The sequence below is a fragment of the Streptomyces sp. NPDC012888 genome (assembly GCF_042900645.1).
Classification (GTDB): domain Bacteria; phylum Actinomycetota; class Actinomycetes; order Streptomycetales; family Streptomycetaceae; genus Streptomyces.
Map to the genome: position 1 here is coordinate 1 of NZ_JBIBBM010000011.1, position 16,024 is coordinate 16,024.

General features: G+C 74.8%; 10 protein-coding genes. 6 read left to right on the top strand and 4 right to left on the bottom strand.

Annotated elements, in window-relative coordinates:
• Window positions 1-445: 445 nt before the first annotated feature.
• Window positions 446-982: a MarR family winged helix-turn-helix transcriptional regulator gene (locus ACFY61_RS19960; protein ID WP_389473678.1), complete on the bottom strand. Its 537-nt coding sequence runs from the start codon at window positions 980-982 to the stop codon at window positions 446-448.
• Between the two features lie 117 nt (window positions 983-1,099).
• Here ACFY61_RS19960 and ACFY61_RS19965 point away from each other — a divergent pair, with 117 nt between their 5' ends.
• Window positions 1,100-2,386 carry an MFS transporter gene (locus tag ACFY61_RS19965; RefSeq protein WP_389474029.1) on the top strand — a complete coding sequence of 429 codons (1,287 nt, stop codon included), beginning with the start codon at window positions 1,100-1,102 and terminating at the stop codon, window positions 2,384-2,386.
• A gap of 54 nt (window positions 2,387-2,440) precedes the next feature.
• Here ACFY61_RS19965 and ACFY61_RS19970 read toward each other — a convergent pair whose 3' ends face one another.
• Window positions 2,441-4,159, bottom strand: coding sequence for a SpoIIE family protein phosphatase (locus ACFY61_RS19970; protein ID WP_389474031.1), 1,719 nt, complete (start codon window positions 4,157-4,159; stop codon window positions 2,441-2,443).
• A 159-nt stretch (window positions 4,160-4,318) separates the two neighbouring features.
• Window positions 4,319-5,725, bottom strand: coding sequence for an NAD(P)/FAD-dependent oxidoreductase (locus tag ACFY61_RS19975; RefSeq protein WP_389473680.1), 1,407 nt, complete (start codon window positions 5,723-5,725; stop codon window positions 4,319-4,321).
• Window positions 5,726-6,065: 340 nt separating this feature from the next.
• On the opposite strand from ACFY61_RS19975, the gene ACFY61_RS19980 reads away from it, so the two are divergent.
• Together ACFY61_RS19980 and ACFY61_RS19985 are read left to right on the top strand one after the other, a co-directional pair.
• Complete coding sequence (locus ACFY61_RS19980; protein WP_389473681.1) at window positions 6,066-6,839, top strand: TetR/AcrR family transcriptional regulator; 774 nt, start codon at window positions 6,066-6,068, stop codon at window positions 6,837-6,839.
• Between the two features lie 225 nt (window positions 6,840-7,064).
• Entirely contained in the window at window positions 7,065-9,104 is a 2,040-nt protein-coding gene (locus ACFY61_RS19985) for a sigma-70 family RNA polymerase sigma factor (RefSeq protein WP_389473683.1), read from the top strand.
• Between the two features lie 27 nt (window positions 9,105-9,131).
• Here ACFY61_RS19985 and ACFY61_RS19990 read toward each other — a convergent pair whose 3' ends face one another.
• Complete coding sequence (locus tag ACFY61_RS19990) at window positions 9,132-11,396, bottom strand: asparagine synthase-related protein (protein WP_389473685.1); 2,265 nt, start codon at window positions 11,394-11,396, stop codon at window positions 9,132-9,134.
• Between the two features lie 625 nt (window positions 11,397-12,021).
• On the opposite strand from ACFY61_RS19990, the gene ACFY61_RS19995 reads away from it, so the two are divergent.
• The 3 genes from ACFY61_RS19995 to trmB all read left to right on the top strand — a co-directional run bounded on the left by ACFY61_RS19995 (window position 12,022) and on the right by trmB (window position 16,013).
• The gene (locus tag ACFY61_RS19995) at window positions 12,022-13,761 is read left to right on the top strand and encodes a sporulation protein (RefSeq protein ID WP_389473687.1); all 1,740 of its coding nucleotides are present in this window, start codon (window positions 12,022-12,024) and stop codon (window positions 13,759-13,761) included.
• A gap of 99 nt (window positions 13,762-13,860) precedes the next feature.
• Window positions 13,861-15,063 carry an L-2-hydroxyglutarate oxidase gene (gene lhgO / locus ACFY61_RS20000; protein WP_389473688.1) on the top strand — a complete coding sequence of 401 codons (1,203 nt, stop codon included), beginning with the start codon at window positions 13,861-13,863 and terminating at the stop codon, window positions 15,061-15,063.
• 95 nt (window positions 15,064-15,158) lie between these two features.
• Entirely contained in the window at window positions 15,159-16,013 is an 855-nt protein-coding gene (trmB, locus tag ACFY61_RS20005; protein WP_389473690.1) for a tRNA (guanosine(46)-N7)-methyltransferase TrmB, read from the top strand.
• The last annotated feature ends 11 nt before the right edge of the window (window positions 16,014-16,024 follow it).

Below are 16,024 nucleotides of genomic sequence, written 5' to 3' on the forward strand. Positions count from 1 at the left end.
GTTGAGTTCTCAAGGTGCGGACGCTTCCTTCGTTCCCGTCTCCGGGCCCTCCGGGCGCTTCCTTCGTTCTTCGTTTCCGACTCTATCAGATCTTTTCGATCCGATTTCCTCGGTGCTTTCCAGGTCTTCGCTCTCGCGTTTCCCTTTCCGGCGGTTCCGACTCTATCAGATCCTTTCGGGCCTGACTCCCAGTCAGCGGGTTTTGTCTTCCGGGCTGTTGGGCCCTTTCGACTCCCGAACTCTAGCGGATTTCCCGGGCGGCTCCTAATCGGAGCCTCGGAAAAGAATTCGGGGATGCCGAATTCGTTCCCGGAGGAGTTCGCGCTGTGTTGGGTTGCCGCTACGAGGCGGCGGAAGGTTGCCGGAGAACCGTTACGTCTCCCTGGCAACCCGAAGAACTCTACGTCCCGGGCGGGTCCGTGTCAACCCCCCAGGTCGGGCCCGGTCAGCCCCGCGTCTGGAGGCCCTCCACGCGGTCCAGCAGGCGGGTCAGGATGTCGCCGAGCAGGCCGCGCTCGGCCGGTGAGAGGTCCTGGAGGAGGTCCTCCTCGAAGACCGTGGCCATGCGCATGGCGTCCAGCCACTTGCTCCGGCCGTCCGCGGTGAGCTCCACGATCACGCGGACCCTGTTGGACTCGTCCCGCTCCCGCGTGACCAGGCCCTCGGCGGTCATCCGGTCGATGCGGTGCGTCATCGCCGCCGGCGTCAGGCCCAGCTGCTTGGCCAGCTCGCTGGGGCCCATCCGGTAGGGGGCGCCCGACAGGACCAGTGCCTTGAGGACCTCCCACTCGGCGTTGCTGATGCCCAGGGCCGCGGTCTGGCGGCCGTAAGCGACGTTCATCCGGCGGTTGAGGCGGCTCAGCCCCGACACGACCTTTTCGACCTGGGGGTCGAGGTCCTGGAACTCGCGCTGGTAGGCGGCGATCTGCTCGTCGATGGTCGGCTCGTTGACGGCCACTGCGCCGTCCGGGGTCTCACCCATGCCGCCGAGTATCGCACGACTCCGCTGGCGTCTAACTCCTTCGGTGTGTAGTGTTAAGCGTCGAACTTTAGGTATGAAGTCTTCAGCTCTAAGGGCAGGTGAGAAGTGACCAAGGTGATGGGCGCTGCGATGCGGCGGATCCAGGCCGGCAACGCACTGACGGCGTTCGGCATCGGCTTCACGGTTCCGTTCCTCTACATCTACGTGGCGCAGGTGCGGGATCTGGGCTCCATGTGGGCGACGTGCGCGTTCATCGCGTTCGCCCTCGGTGCGCTCGTCGCCTTGCCCTTCACCGGTCGGGTCATCGACCGCCGGGGTCCGGCCCCGGTGGTCATCGGTGCGGCGTTCCTGGCGTCCGTGGGTGCGATGTCCCTCGGGCTGTCCACGGGCGTCGTTCCGCTGCTGCTGTCCGCTCTCGCGCTGGGTGCCGGCCAGGCCGTCATGCAGCCGGCGCTGGCCACGATGATCGTGTGGTGCTCCACGCCGACCACCCGGACCAAGGCGTTCGCGCTCCAGTTCTTCATGCAGAACCTGGGCCTGGGCATCGGCGGTCTGCTCGGCGGGCAGATCGTCGACGAGCACGATCCCGGCAGCTTCACCCTGCTCTTCGGCATCGAGGCCGTGATGTTCCTGGTCCTCGCCGGTGTCATCGCCTCGGTGCGGATGCCCCAGGCGCAGACCTTCAGCGACGCCCGGCCCAAGGACCCGGCGCAGGCGGGTGGCGGCTGGAAGCGGCTGCTGCGCCACAAGGCGATGGTCCAGCTGTGCGTGCTGGGCTTCGTCCTCTTCTTCGCCTGCTACGGACAGTTCGAGTCGGGTCTGGCCGCGTTCGGCACGGAGGCTGCGGGGATCTCCCCGTCCACCCTCGGTTTCGCCCTGGCCGCGAACACCGGCGCGATCGTGGTCGCGCAGTTCGTGGTGCTGAAGCTGGTCGAGGGGCGCCGCCGGTCCCGGGTGATCGCCCTGGTCGGGCTGATCTGGACGGTCGCCTGGGTGATCGCCGGGTTCTCCGGTCTCGGTCACGTCAGCGCCGTGATGGCCGCGGCCGCGTTCATCACGACGTACGCGCTGTTCGGCATCGGCGAGGCGATGCTGTCGCCGACGCTGGCGCCGCTGGTCGCGGACCTGGCGCCCGAGGGCTCGGTGGGCCAGTACAACTCCGCCTTCGCCCTGGTGAAGCAGATGGCGCTGGCGCTCGGGCCGCTGGGCGTGCCGGTGGGGGCGGGGCTGCCGATGGTCTACATCGGGATCTTCGTACTGGTGTCGCTGGGCATCGCCTGGCTGGCGCTGCGGCTGGGCCGGCAGCTGACGGCCGTGCAGGACAACCCGGTGCCGGCGCGGGCGGCCGCGGCCCCGGCCCCGGCGAAGCAGGCCGTGGCGGCCACGGAGCCGGTCGCCGCGTGACGGTTGCCGAAGGCCCCGCTCCTGTCGGAGCGGGGCCTTCGGCGTGTCCGGGTGCTAGGGGGTGTCCGGGAGGGCGAACTCGCACCAGACGGCCTTGCCGCCGCCGGGGGTCCGGCGGGAGCCCCAGGAAGAGGCGATGGTGGCGATGATCGAGATGCCGCGTCCGGTCTCGTCGCCGGGCTCCGCGCGCCGCCGCCGCGGCAGGTGGTCGTCGCCGTCGGTGACCTCGACGATCAGGCGGCGGTCGGTGCGGCGCAGGCGCAGGCGCATGGGCGGGGTGCCGTGCTGGAGGGAGTTGGCGACGAGCTCGCTGGCCGCGAGTACGCCGAGGTCGCACAGCTCGACCGGGAAGCGCCAGGAGGCGAGCACGCCCTGGGCGAAGGCGCGGGCGCGCGGGGCGGCCTCGACGCCTCCGAGGAGCTCCAGGGCGGCGTTGTGGAACAGCTCCGCGTCGGGGCCGGTGCGGACGGGGTGCTGGAGGACGAGCACGGCGACGTCGTCGTCGTGGTCGGCGTCCACTCCGAGGGCCCGCATCAGCCGGTCGCAGATGACCTGGGGGGTGCCCTGGGCGCCGGAGAGGGCGCGGGCGAGGGCGGCGACGCCCTCGTCGATGTCCTCGCCGCGCCGTTCCACGAGTCCGTCCGTATAGAGGACGGCGGTGGAGCCGGGTCCCAGGGCGATGGTGCCCGAGGAGTGCAGCCAGCCGCCGGTGCCGAGCGGGGGGCCGGTGGGGTCGGCGGCGCGGCGGACGGTTCCGTCGGCGTCGCGGACCAGGATGGGGAGGTGCCCGGCGGAGGCGTAGGCGAGGAGTCCCTCGTTGGGGTCGTGGACGGCGTAGACGCAGGTGGCGATCTGGCTGGCGTCGATCTCGGCGGCCAGGCCGTCGAGGAGCTGCAGGACCTCGTGCGGGGGCAGGTCGAGCCGGGCGTAGGCGCGGACGGCGGTGCGGAGCTGGCCCATGACGGCGGCGGCGCGGACGCCGCGGCCCATGACGTCGCCGATGACGAGGGCGGTGCGGCCGGCGCCGAGGGTGATGACGTCGTACCAGTCGCCGCCGACGGCGGCCTCGGTGCCGCCGGGCTGGTAGGTGGCGGCGATCCGGAGGTCGTCGGGCTGTTCGAGTTCCTGGGGGAGCAGGGAGCGCTGGAGGGTGACGGCGGCTTCGCGCTGGCGGCGTTCGCTGGCGCGGAGCCGGTCGACGGCTTCGGCGTGGTCGGTGACGTCGGCGAGGTGGATGAGGACGCCGGTGCAGTCCGGGCCGGGGAAGGCGACGGGCGTGCAGGTGACGGTGTACGAGCTGCCGCCGCCGGGCGCGGTGCGGTTCTTGGCGGTGCGGGACTTGCCGCTGCGCTGGACCTGGTCGAGGAGGGGGAGCAGGCCGAGCTCGCCGAGTTCGGGGAGGGTGTCGCCGGCGGGGGCGCCGAGGGGGCGGGGCCCGAAGCCGGCGGTGTAGGCCTCGTTGACGTAGGCGACGCGGTGGTCGGGGCCGTGGACGAGGGCGACGAGGGCCGGGAGCCGGCCCAGGACCTCGCGTACGGGGAGGTCGTCGAGGGAGGGGACGGCAGCCAGGGGCGTGCCGGTGCCGGTCCCGGAGACGGTGGGGTCGGCCGGGCGGCCGTCGGTCGCGGAGGCACGGGCGGCGGGGACGGACCCGCCCGTGGCGGCCGGCGGGGCCGCCGCTCCGCGCTTGGCCTGTGCGGCGGCGTGTTCGGAACGGGCGGCGGCGCGGCGCTGCGTTCCGGGAAACCGGGCGCTCCAGCGCGTGAAGTTCACTGCGTTCAAGCCTCGTGGTGTCGCTCGTGGTCGCTGGGGTGTTCCGGGACGGTCGCTGGGCGGTGGTGGCGCGGGGCCCGGCGCCCTGCGCCGTCACTCTGCGCAGGGGCGGGCATACCTATGGTCACACGTCCAGTGTGGCGGACCGCACTGGCGGCGTCAGCCGTGGCCCGGCTTCTGGAGGTGGGTCCGGGGTCCGTGCTGGCGTTTGCCTGCGGCGAGCTCGAATTCGGCCCTGGGGTGTTCGAGGGAGCCGAGGGAGACGATCTCGCGTTTGAAGAGGCCGGCGAGGGTCCACTCGGCCAGCACGCGCATCTTGCGGTTGAAGGTGGGGACCCGGCTGAGGTGGTAGACGCGGTGCATGAGCCAGGCGGGGTAGCGCTTGAGCTTGCGGCCGTAGACGTGGGCGACGCCCTTGTGCAGGCCGAGGGAGGCGACCGAGCCGGCGTACTTGTGGGCGTACTCGGTGAGGAGTTCGCCGCGGAGGGAGGCGACGAGGTTCTCGGCGAGCGCCTTGGCCTGGCGGACGGCGTGCTGGGCGTTGGGGGCGCAGTCGCGGCCGGGTTCCCCGGCGGTGATGTCGGGGACGGCGGCGGCGTCGCCGGCGGCCCAGGCGTGTTCGACGCCGTCGACGGTGAGGAAGGCGGTGCAGACGAGCCGGCCGCGTTCGTTGCGGGGCAGGTCGGTGGCGGCGAGGACGGGGTGGGGTTTGACGCCGGCGGTCCAGACGACGGTGCGGGTGGGGAACCGGGTGCCGTCGCTGAGGACGGCGACGCGGTTCTCGCAGGAGTCGAGGCGGGTCTCCAGGCGGACGTCGATGTTGCGGCGGCGGAGCTCGCTGACGGTGTACTTGCCCAGTTCGGGCCCGACCTCGGGGAGGATGTGGTCGCTGGCCTCGACCAGGATCCACTTCATGTCCTCGGGTTTGACGTTGTGGTAGTAGCGGGTGGCGTAGCGGGCCATGTCCTCCAGCTCGCCGAGGGCTTCGACGCCGGCGTAGCCGCCGCCGACGAAGACGAAGGTGAGGGCGGCGGAGCGGATGTCGGGGTCGCGGGTGGAGGAGGCGATGTCCATCTGCTCGATGACGTGGTTGCGCAGGCCGATGGCTTCCTCGACGGTCTTGAAGCCGATGCCGTAGTCGGCGAGGCCGGGGATCGGCAGGGTGCGGGAGACCGAACCGGGGGCGAGGACGAGCTCGTCGTATTCGAGCTCCAGTGCGCCGCTGCCCTCTTCCTCGGTGGCGAGGGTGTTGACGGTGGCGGTCCGTTTGGCGTGGTCGATGCGCTCGGCCTCGCCGATGACGATCCTGCACTTGTCGAGGACCCGGCGGAGCGGGACGACGACGTGGCGGGGCGAGATGGAGCCCGCGGCGGCCTCGGGGAGGAAGGGCTGGTACGTCATGTAGGGCTCGGGGGTGACCACCGTGACCTCGGCTTCGCCGGCTCTGAGCTTCCGCTGGAGCCTCAGTGCCGTGTACATGCCGACGTAGCCGCCGCCGACGATCAGGATGCGTGCACGGGGCGGGGTGCCGGGGGCCGCGCCCCGGGAGTTAGCAGCCTTCACCATCCCATGACGCACCGTGGCGGGGAGTTTGTCCACAGGCCCGTCAAATTGTGTGACCGGCAGCAGGGGTGGGGCGGGGCTGTCTGAGGGGGTCTGAGGGGGCAGAGGTGCGCAGGTCAGAACGTGCGGAAGCGATCATTCCGGGGGTGGGAATCGGAAAAGTGGGGGTGAATGCTCCGATCGGGCGGTGCTCGGAGGGGGGCTGCCTCTTCTGAATTGACTCTGGCTCAACTATGTTCGTTACCCGTCGAGGAGTAGTACGGGCCCTCACGACCTTGGGCCCCCTCGACACGAAGGCGGGGAGTGTCTCCGGGGGGAGACAGAAGATTACCGGGGGAAACATATGCACATTTCCGATTTCCATGCTTCTGCGACCGCGCTCTCGGACGGGAGCCACGGCCGCGTGATGTCCGGCGCCACCACCCACGGCGTGGGCCGCTCCACCCCCCTGCGCGTGGACGCGCAGCGGAACCTGGAGCACGTCCTGCGGGCGGCCCGCGAGGTCTTCGGCGAGCTCGGCTACGGGGCCCCCATGGAGGACGTGGCGCGCCGCGCCCGGGTCGGTGTCGGCACCGTGTACCGGCGCTTCCCCAGCAAGGACGTCCTGGTCCGGCGCATAGCGGAAGAGGAGACCGCCCGGCTGACCGAGCAGGCGCGGACCGCCCTGGGGCAGGAGGAGGAGCCCTGGCAGGCGCTCTCCCGCTTCCTGCGCACCTCCGTGGCCTCCGGCGCGGGCCGGCTGCTTCCGCCGCAGGTGCTGCGGGTCGGCGCGGCCGCCGAGGAGAACGCGCCCGGCGCGGAGGCCGTCGACGCCCGGGTCCCGCAGCAGCGGCAGCAGCCGGAGCTGCGGGTCGTGGGCGCGCGCGGTGACGCGGCCGCCGTGACCGGCTCCTCCGACGGCCCCTCGGCGGACGCGGGGGCCGGCGCGCTCCTGGAGGTCGTCGGCAAGCTGGTGGACCGGGCCCGTGCCGCCGGCGAGCTGCGCGCCGACGTCACCGTCGCCGACGTCCTGCTCGTGATCGCCACGGCCGCGCCCGCGCTGCCGGACGCGGCGCAGCAGGCCGCCGCCTCGGCCCGGCTGCTCGACATCCTGCTGGAAGGCCTGCGTTCGCGCTGAGGCCACGGGCGGGCCGGACGGCCCGCCCCCCGAGCCGCCCCCGCCCCGCCGTCGTTCCGGCGGCGGCGCGGGGTGCCCTGACCCCCGTGCGCCGGCTCCTCGAACGGCCGCCGCCCGACCCTGCCCGGACGGGTGGATGGCACCGAGTGCGGTCCGGCGCGCGTCCGGTCTGTGCCACGCTGGACCGCGTGTACCGATTGAGCGTGGTGTGCGGGGGCTTCCGCGATGGACGTTGACGGTCGGGAAGAGCCGCTCGCCAGGGGCGCCGAGGCCGGGGCCGGCAGCCTGCCGGGCCGGCAGGTACCGGCCCAGCGGGAGGCGGGCAGCGGAGCCACCGAGGCCGAACTCGCGCCTTCGGACGGCGAGCTGATCGCCCGGATGCGGGCCGGGGACGACACCGCGTACGCGGAGCTGTTCCGCCGCCACGCGGAGGCCGTGCGGCGGTACGCCAGGACCTGCTGCCGGGACGGGCACACCGCCGACGACCTGACCGGCGAGGTGTTCACGCGGACCCTGCAGGCCGTACGCGGCGGGGCCGGGCCGGACCAGGCGGTCCGCGCGTACCTGCTCACCACGGTCCGCCGGGTGGCGGCCGCCTGGACCAAGACGGCCAGGCGCGAACAACTGGTCGAGGACTTCGCGGTCTTCGCCGAACAGGCGGCCGCGGGAGCGGCGGCCCCGGAGACCGGTGCCGGACCGTCCGGCGAGGACACGCTGGAACTGGGCGCGGACGTGCGCGCCATGCACGAGGCCGAACGCTCGCTGGCCGTGCAGGCCTTCCGCAGCCTGCCGGAACGGTGGCAGGCGGTGCTGTGGCACACCACCGTGGAGGAGGCCTCGCCGAGCTCCGTGGCGCCGCTGTTCGGGCTGAGCGCCAACGCGACCGCGGTGCTGGCCAGTCGCGCCCGGGAGGGACTCAAGCAGGCCTACCTCCAGGCCCACGTCAGCTCGGCCCTGACCGCCGGCGGGGACTGCGCCCGGTACGCCGACCGGCTCGGTGCGTACGCCCGCGGTGGACTGCGGATGCGCGCGGAGCGCGGGCTGCGCAAGCACCTGGAGGAGTGCGCGCGGTGCCGGCTTGCCGCCGGCGAGCTGAAGGACGTCAACGCGGGTATCCCGGCGCTGCTTCCGGTCGCGGTCATCGGCTGGTTCGCCGCCGGGTACGCCGCGAAGGCCGCCGGGGTCGTGGCGGGCGGCGCGGTGGCCGCGGGCGGTGCCGGTGCGGCCGCCGCGGCGACGGGTGCGACGGGTGCGACGGCCACGTCCGGCGCGGCTGCGGGCTCTGGTGCCGGGGCCGCGGGTGCGGGTGCTGCCGGTGCTGGTGCTGCGGCGGGTGGCTCGGGAGCGGCCGGAGCCGGAGCGGGTGCCGGTGGCGCGGGCGGGGCCGGGTCCGGCGCGGGGGCCGCCGCGGCCTCCGAGGGGCTGGGCCTGCCCGCGAAGGCCGCGCTGGCCGCCGGCATCGCGGTGGCCGCCGCCGCGGGCGTGGTCTTCGCCCTGACCGGGGACGAGCCCGAACCCCAGGCCGGTGCGAAGCCCGCCCCCAGCGCCGCCTCCCCGGTGGTTCCGGACGCCCCCCGGCGGCCCGCGCCGGAGCCGAGCCCGCCCGCACCGCAGCCGCCCCGGCTGCCCGTGGCCAAGGCTCCCGCAACGCCCCGGCCGCCCGCCTCCGCGCCCCCGGCTCCGTCCCGGCCGCCGGCTCCGGAGGTCTCCGTACGGCCGGTACGGCCCGCCCCGCCGGCGCCGGACCCGACGCCCACGGCGAAGCCGGCGCCGCGGCCCGCGCCCAGGCCCACGGCCGAGCCGGGCCCGCCGCCCCCGCCCCAGTCGCCCACCGGCTACCGGCTGGCCGCCCTCGGCCACGCGCCCCTCGGCGACCACTCCGGTCCCGAGCTGGAGACCTGGCGCAGCAGCTGGGTGTGGCAGCGCTGGGGGCTGCGCGTCGGCGGCGAACGCTTCGGCCACGGCATCACCGTGAACGCCCGGTCGTCCGTCCTGATCCGGCTGAACCGCCAGTGCACCGCCTTCTCCGCCCGGGCCGGGGTGGACGACCTGTCGCTGCCCGCCCAGGGCCGGGTGCGGTTCTCCGTCCACGGCGACCGCGGCCGGCTGTGGCGCTCCCCCGCCCTCGGTGCCGGTGACCGGCCCGTGCCCGTACGGATCGGCCTGTCCGGCGACGAGACCCTCCGCCTGGTGGTGGAACCCGCCGGGCCGGGGGCCCCGCTGACGCTCGCGGCCTGGGCCGACGCCGTGATCAGCTGCCGCTGACCGGCCCTGCGGCGCCGTCGGCGGCGGCTAGGGCACGCGGGGCGGGGCGGGGCGCAGGCCGCGGGGGCCGGCGGAGCCGAGGCGCGCCAGCGGGGTGCCCGTCGAGGGGACCGCACGCCGGCGGGGCGTGGAGGTGCCGGTCCAGCAGGTGCCGCGCCGGGACAGCAGCCGCCGCAGCCAGAGCTCCATCGAGACGAGCTCGGCGAGACCGTCCAGCGAGCCCGGACGTCCCTCGGCCGCGTCGACCAGGGCCTGCTGCACCACCCGGGCGTCCACCAGCCCGGCGTCCGCCAGCAGCGGCGACGCGAACAGCAGCAGCAGGTCCGGCAGGGCGGCGCGCAGGCCCAGCCGGGTGGCGGTCTCGTTGGGGGCGTGCGTGGACGCGCCCCAGCCGGGCGGCAGCTCCCGGACCCCGGTGCCCGAGAGCACCTCGCGGAGGACGGCGGCCCGCGCGCCCGGCTGCACGCGCAGGGACTCCGGCAGCGCACGGGCCGCCCGTACGACCTGGTTGTCGAGGAACGGTGCGTGCAGCCGCTGGCTGCGGACCTCCACCGCCTGCTCGAAGACCCGGTGGTCGGCCGCGTGCCGGGCCAGTGCCGCCCGCGCCCGGGCCTCGCCGGGCCGCAGGGACAGCGGGGGCCGGCCGGCCGCGGTGCTCAGCCGGATCGATACTTCCGCCAGCGCCTCCCCGGTCAGCCAGCGGGCCGCCGGTCCCGGGCGGGCCCAGGTGAGGGCGGCGAGCGAGGCGTGCACGGGACCGGCCTGCTCGCCGGGCGGCGGCGGGAGCCGCCCCTCGCGCAGCCGCTCCGCGGCCTCCTCCATGCCCGCCCGGTACGGCGTACGGGCCAGCCGGCGGGCGGCGTTGTACACGGTCAGCGGGACCAGCAGCGAGGAGCCGCCGGCCGGCGCGGAGCGGGCCAGCGCCGCGACCGGCCGCAGCAGGTGCCGGCGGCGCCGGTCCATCAGCAGGTCGGCCAGCCGCGCCGGGTGCCCGTCGAGGACCTGCCGGGCACCGTGGCCGATCAGGTGGTCGGCGGAGCCGGCGGCGAGCCGGTGGCGTTCCCGGGCGGCGACGACCAGCGACGGGCCGGGCTCGTCGGTGAGCGGGCCGTCGAGCTCGGCGTACGGCAGGGCCTCGTCGGAGGCGGCGACCACGACGTGGTGCAGGCGCGGGTCGCCCGCGATCACCCGGGCCCGCTCCAGCTCGGCCTCCCGCCCCTGGGGGGTGGCGAGGTCGTTGAAGGTAACGGCCAGCAGCCGCTCGCCCGCGGCGGTGGCGCCCAGGCCCGGAAGGGTCCCGGGGGCTCCGGGCAGTCCGGCGGCCAGCAGGGCCAGGGTCGCGGAGGCGCTGCCCCCGGACAGGTCGGCGCCGATACCGGGCGCGGGGGCCCCGCGGGCGGCCCGCCGGTCGGCCGGACCCATGCCGGGAACCGGCCCGGGATCGTACGGCGGGGCGTCGGGAGCATGGCGGGGCGCCGTGAGCCGGGCGCGCACCGCGTCGACCAATGCCTCCCGTACGCCCTCCACCGCGCGCCCCGCCTCGATCTCCGGCGCGGCCACGGCGAGCGAGGCGACCGGTTCGTAGCCGGTGATCTCCCGGGACCCCTCACGGAGGATGAGCGCGTGGCCGGGCGGGATCCGCCGGACCCCGGCGTACGGCGTGCCGTCGCCCAGGGCCTCCGGGCTGTCCGGGCAGGCGAGCAGGGCGGCGAGGTGGCCGATGTCGAGCTGGGCCTCGATGAGGTCGGCGAGCGGCAGCGCGGCCGTCGCGTACGCCGTGCCTCCCGCCCAGGGGGTGTAGAAGACGGGCCGGGCGCCGGCGAGGTCGCCGAGCACGGTGATCCGGCGGCCGGCCTGGACCACCGCCGTGTAGCTGCCCGGCCAGGAGGTGAGGTGGCGGAGCGCCCCGCCGCGGGCGGCGTACAGGGCGCGGCGGAGTTCCGCGTCGTCGGCGCCGCAGCAGCCGAGGACGGCGAGGCGGGTGAAGGGGTCGGCCGGGTCGGCGGTGACGGTGCGGATCTCGTCGGGCCGCCAGTCGCCCACGGCCCACAGCGGGTCGGGGTCGCCCCACAGCAGCTGGGCGCCGACGGGGTGGACGGTGCGCTCGGCGTCCCCGGAGGGGTCGTGCTCCTGGTGGGGGAGTGCGGCGTCGGCCAGACCCCCGTGGAGGTCACCGGCGCCGGCGGGGGCGTGCCGGCCGCCGGGCCCGGTCCCGGCACCGCCCGTGCCGCTCACGCGCCCCGCGGTACCGAAACTCGCGGCGATACTGCTCCACCCCACCAACCAGCGCATCGCCGCCTCCCCGCTACCAGCATCGTGGCCACCTGTGGGTCGGGGTACATGCTGCCACGGCGGAGGGCGCGCGGGAGGGGTTAAGGGGGGCGTGCGGGCAAACGAACGCGCCCCAGTCACGCGGTATTCGACGTTCCGTTCCCGGCGCCGCTCAGACGCCGCATGGGCCGGTTTCAGCCATTCTTCGACCGGCGGGCGTGGGCGGCCCGGGGTGCGGTCCGGGAGGCGGCGACCACCTCCCGGACCGGTCCGCCACCCGCGGGGATTGAGGCGGCGGTCCCCCCGACCCGCCGGATCCGCGCAGCGGGCCGACCCACGCACCGGACATCGAATCGCCGGACCCCCGGACCGGGCAGAGCGCACGGCCGGGCGCACGGCCACACGGGCGGAGCACGCACGGCGCCGTGCGCCCCGCCCCGGCCGGCGCGCACGGACAACAATCCCGCCATAGGGAAGGCGGGGCCTTAACGCTTGGGATGCGGGGAACTACGCTGGGTTTACGAATGCCGGGCGCCTATGCCCGGCGGCCGACCGCACTACCGCATGCCGTGTGTACGTCTGCTGTACGTCTGCGTACGTCTGCGCTTGTTGTTCGTACTGCGTTCCGCGTGACGAGGGGTGGCGCATGTCCAGGGAGCTCCGCGAACCCAACGAGAAGCTCGGCGCCGTCCTCGCCCTCGCCGGCATCAGCAACGCCGGACTGGCCAGGCGGGTCAACGACCTGGGCGCCCAGCGCGGTCTGACGCTTCGTTACGACAAGACCTCGGTGGCCCGCTGGGTGTCCAAGGGCATGGTGCCGCAGGGGGCCGCCCCCCACCTGATCGCCGCCGCGATCGGCGCGAAACTGGGGCGTCCGGTGCCCCTGCACGAGATCGGGCTGGCCGACGCGGACCCGGCGCCCGAGGTGGGTCTGAGCTTTCCGCGCGACGTCCGGGCGGCGGTGCGTTCGGCCACCGACCTGTACCGGCTGGACTCGGCGGGGCGGCGCGGCAACGGCGGGATCTGGCAGTCGCTGGCGGGGTCCTTCTCGGTGTCCGCGTACGCGACGCCCGCCTCGCGCTGGCTGATATGCCCGGCCGACGGCTCGGTCGCCCGGGAGCCGGCGGCGCAGCCGCAGGTGCAGGCGCAACCGGCGGCGCAGGCGCAACCGACAGGACAGACGCAACCCGGAGCGCAGCAGTCAGCGCCGCCCTCCCAGGCAGGTACCGCCACCCGGGCAGGTACCGCCACCCGGGCAGGTACCGCCGCACAGGCCGGCACCACCGCCCAGGCCGGTCCGGGGACCGGATCCGCTACCGCTGCCGTGTCCACATCGCCACCGCCGTCGCCACTGTCGTCGCCACCGCTGTCGCCCACGCCCACGTCTTCGCCGACCTCGGTTGTGCCCTCGCTGCCCGGTCCCGAAACGCAACGCGAGCCGGTGACGCCGCTACCCGACGCCGCACCGCAGCGCGTCGGCCACAGCGACGTGGCCAAGCTGCGCGAGGCCGCCGAGGACGCGCGCCGCTGGGACTCCAAGTACGGCGGGGGGGACTGGCGCTCGTCGATGGTGCCGGAATGCCTGCGGGTGGACGCCACCCCGCTGCTGCTCGGCACCTACACCGACGAGGTGGGCCGGGCCCTGTTCGGCGCCACGGCGGAACTGACCCGGCTGGCCGGGTGGATGGCTTTCGACACCGGCCAGCAGGAGGCCGCTCAGCGCTACTACATCCAGGCCCTGCGGCTGGCCCGGGCCGCCGCGGACGTGCCGCTGGGCGGATACGTGTTGGCCTCCATGTCCCTCCAGGCCACCTACCGCGACTTCGCCGACGAGGGCGTCGACCTGGCCCAGGCGGCCGTCGAGCGGAACCGCGGCCTGGCCACCGCCCGCACCATGAGCTTCTTCCGGCTCGTCGAGGCCCGGGCCCACGCCAAGGCCGGCGACTCCCAGGCCGCCGGCGCCGCACTGCGGGCCGCCGAGAGCTGGCTGGAACGCTCCCGGGAGGGCGACCCCGACCCCAGCTGGCTGGGCTTCTACTCGTACGACCGGTTCGCGGCGGACGCCGCCGAGTGCTACCGGGACCTCAAACTCCCGCGGCAGGTACGCCGGTTCACCGAGCAGGCCCTGTCCCGGCCGACCGAGGAGTACGTCCGCTCGCACGGACTGCGGCTGGTGGTCAGCGCCGTCGCCGAGCTGGAGTCCGGCAACCTGGACGCGGCCTGCGCGGCCGGGACGCGGGCCGTGGAGGTGGCGGGCCGCATCTCGTCCGTGCGGACCACCGAGTACGTACGGGACCTGCTGCACCGGCTGGAGCCGTACGGGGACGAGCCCCGGGTGGCGGAACTCCGGGAACGGGCCCGACCGCTGCTGGTCACCCCGGCCTGAGCGACGCCCGGACCGCCCGGACCCCCTCCGGAAAAGGGATCCGGCCGTGTTCCCGCCTCCCCGGGGCTTGGCTGTCAGTGCGACGGTGCAGTATCTGGGGTGGGAGGTGGACGCGTGGACTGCGACGTGCTGGTGATCGGCGGCGGAATCGTCGGCCTGTCGACCGCGCATGCGCTGTCGCGGCTCGCCCCGGGCACCCGGGTGGTCGTACTGGAGAAGGAAGCCGGTCCCGCCCGGCACCAGACAGGCCGCAACAGCGGTGTGATCCACAGCGGGATCTACTACCGGCCCGGCTCCCTGAAGGCCCGGTACGCGGTGCGCGGAGCGGCCGAGATGGTCAAGTTCTGCGCGGAGCACGACGTCCCCCACGAGGTGACCGGCAAGCTGATCGTGGCCACCGACCGGTCCGAGCTGCCCCGCCTGCACGCCCTGGTCCAGCGCGGCCGGGAGAACGGCATCCCGGTGCGGGAGCTGGGTCCGGCGCAGATCGCCGAGTACGAGCCGGAGGTCCGCGGCCTGGCCGCCATCCACGTCGGCACCACCGGCATCGTCGACTACACGACGGTCGCGGAGCGGCTGGCCGACTCCTCCGGCGCCGAGGTGCGGTACGGGGAGGGGGTCGAGCTGATCTCGCGCCGCCCCTCCGCGGTCGCGGTGCGCACGTCGTCGGGACTGGTGGTGCGGGCGAAGGCCCTGGTCAACTGCGCGGGGCTGCAGTGCGACCGGGTGGCCCGGCTGGCGGGCGACGACCCGGGCATGCGGATCATCCCGTTCCGCGGCGAGTACTACGACCTGGCCCGGCCCGAGCTGGTGCGCGGCCTGGTCTACCCGGTCCCCGATCCGGCCTTCCCCTTCCTGGGCGTACACCTCACCCGCGGCATCGGCGGCGGCGTCCACGTCGGACCGAACGCGGTCCCGGCGCTGGCCCGCGAGGGCTACCGCTGGTCGGTGGTCCGCCCCCGCGACCTCGCCACGGAGCTGGCCTGGCCCGGCACCTGGGCGCTGGCCCGCCGGCACTGGCGCTACGGCGCCGGGGAGATGCACCGCTCGCTGTCCCGGCGGGCCTTCACCGAAGCGGTGGGCCGGCTCCTGCCGGCGGTCTCGGAGCGGGACCTGCGGCCGGCCCCGGCCGGGGTCCGCGCCCAGGCCGTACTGCGGGACGGCACCCTGGTGGACGACTTCCTGATCCGCGAGGCCCCGCGCACGGTGCACGTGCTGAACGCCCCTTCCCCCGCGGCCACGGCCTCCCTGCCGATCGGCCGCGAGGTGGCCCGCCGGGCCCTGGAACACCTGCGCGCCTAGGCAGGGCCCGGCCGTCCACGGAGCCGGCCGGCGGGGGCCACCGCGGGGCCCATCGGCGCGCCCCGCCCCGAGGCGAACCGTAGAATCGACGCATTGTGTCTGAGTCCCTGAACCCGCAGCCCAGCCTCCCCGACGTCCCCGACGTCGACGTCGCCGAGCTTTCCGAGGCGGCGCCGGAGGTGCCCCCGTACACCCCGCCCCGCTGGCGCACCGAGTCGCGGTTCGGCCCCGAGGGGCCCGCCCCCGACCCGGCCGGCTCCCACCACGAGCGGCGCATCCGCAGCTTCCAGCCACGGCGCAGCCGGGTGACCACCGGGCAGGAGGACGCCCTGCGGCGGCTCTGGGGCACCTGGGGCCTGGACATCGACGGCCGCCAGGTCCTCGACCTCGTCGCCATGTTCGACGGCCTGCCGGTGGTGCTGGAGATCGGCTTCGGCATGGGCGAGGCCACCGCGCAGATGGCGGCCGACGACCCCGGCACCGGCATCCTCGCCGCGGACGTGCACACCCCGGGGCAGGGCAACCTGCTGGCCCTCGCCGAGCGCAACGGCCTGACGAACGTCCGGGTCGCCAACGGCGACGCGATCATCCTGCTCCGCGAGATGCTGCCGCCCGCCTCCCTCGCCGGGATGCGCGTGTACTTCCCGGACCCGTGGCCCAAGAAGCGCCACCACAAGCGCCGGCTGATCCAGCCCGAGTTCCTGACCCTCGCGGCGACGAGGCTCGCGCCGGGTGCCGTCCTGCACTGCGCGACGGACTGGGAGCCGTACGCCGAGCAGATGCTCGAAGTCCTCGAAGCCCACCCCGACTTCGAGAACACGCAGGAGGGCGGCGGTTACTCGCCGCGTCCGCCGTTCCGGCCGCTGACCCGCTTCGAGGGGCAGGGCCTCGACAAGGGCCACGTCGTACACGACCTCCTCTTCCGCCGTGTGGTGAACCCGGGGAACTGACCGTGAACCGA